Origin of the sequence: Emticicia sp. 17c (assembly GCF_037153985.1) — a bacterium.
Lineage (GTDB): Bacteria > Bacteroidota > Bacteroidia > Cytophagales > Spirosomataceae > Emticicia.
In genome coordinates, this window is record NZ_JBBAYI010000046.1 from 1 (window position 1) to 1,406 (window position 1,406).

The window sequence follows — 1,406 nt, forward strand, 5'->3', positions numbered from 1 at the left end:
CTCGTTCCACACCCATACACATGAAGAAAATATTCTTTATCCTTTTGCTAACTTTTGAGAGCCTTGGGGTCAGTTTCACCCTTCAAGCCCAATCCAATTATCCTGTTACCTGTACACCCATCGTACAGCCCAGATATAGTTTAAAATGGTCTGAAATCAGCACCAACCCTGCACTATTCAAAGTCCATTTACTGCTCAAAGACCTCACCAAACCCTCAGTAGATGTCTACCTGAAAATCAGGTTGTCGGGCGTGGGGGTAGACATCCATACCATCGATGGCTTCATTCCATCCAGAACCCTCAAACTATTCCCAGGACAAGCTGTTTTGCTGACAGCCACCGACTTAGCCGAATACTTCAATTTCTCCAATCTGCAGGTTAGTGGCATCGACAACAACGCTTTGTATTCCGGAGGACGCTTACCCGAAGGACTGTATACGTGGTATGTAGAAGCCTACGAAGTCGACCGAAACAGACAGGTATCCAACACCGGTATGGCCTTGATGAATGTATTTAAGAACTATCCGCCCATCATCAATATCCCACAGAATGGAGCCGTGCTACCACTCACAAGCCCTCAAAACATCTTGTTCTCTTGGACCAGCCGTAGCACCGCTTCTCTCAATGCTGCTCAAGGAAAAACCTATAAACTCCGCATCTATCCCCTGACCGATGGTGATGACGACCCCAATGTTGTCGTCAATAGTGGCTTGCAACCCATCGAAATCACCACCACTACCCCTTATTTCAACTATGGGGCAGGGAATATTCCCCTGCTGAAAGGTAAACGCTATGCCGTACAGGTGCAAGAAAGTGAGGTCAATGGAATGGATGATTACGAAAATGAGGGAAAAAGTCAGGTCGTTACCTTTAGTTATGGCAAACCCTGTGTGGCCCCCGAAGGCTTGGTGATTAACCCCATTGGCCAAGGTAGAGTGGCGTTGACTTGTGAGGCCACTGCCGAAGATATCGAAACTTATCCAATAACCGCTTGGTATAAACAGGCCGCAACAAAGGTTTGGAACTCATGGCCTATGACTCATAACAGTACGGTTATTAGTGGCTTGAAAGATAAAACATCCTATGAGTTCAGGCTCAGTTCGGCTTGTGGGGATAATACCAGCACCATGGCTGAACTGAGAGCAGGAGATTTGATTCCTTCGGGTGACCCCACTACCGACCCTGTCACATTTACCATCGATGATTCGGTGTTTGATCCCCCAAAGCCTGAGCTGCTTGACCCAATGATTGTGGACCCATACACCATTGGTATCGAAATCAATGTCGATGGGCAGACAAGACCCCTAGAAACATTGAACGGGATATTTAACAAAATCGTCCAACCCAAGTGTGTGACTCAGGCAGATGCGTATGTGGGCTGTAGTCCTACTCATCCCGATGCCCCT

1 pseudogene is annotated in these 1,406 nt (G+C 47.4%); it reads left to right on the forward strand.

Annotated features, from left to right (window positions below):
• Positions 1–20: 20 nt before the first annotated feature.
• A pseudogene (locus WAA15_RS24375) lies at positions 21–1,406 on the forward strand (fibronectin type III domain-containing protein); the annotation flags it as partial.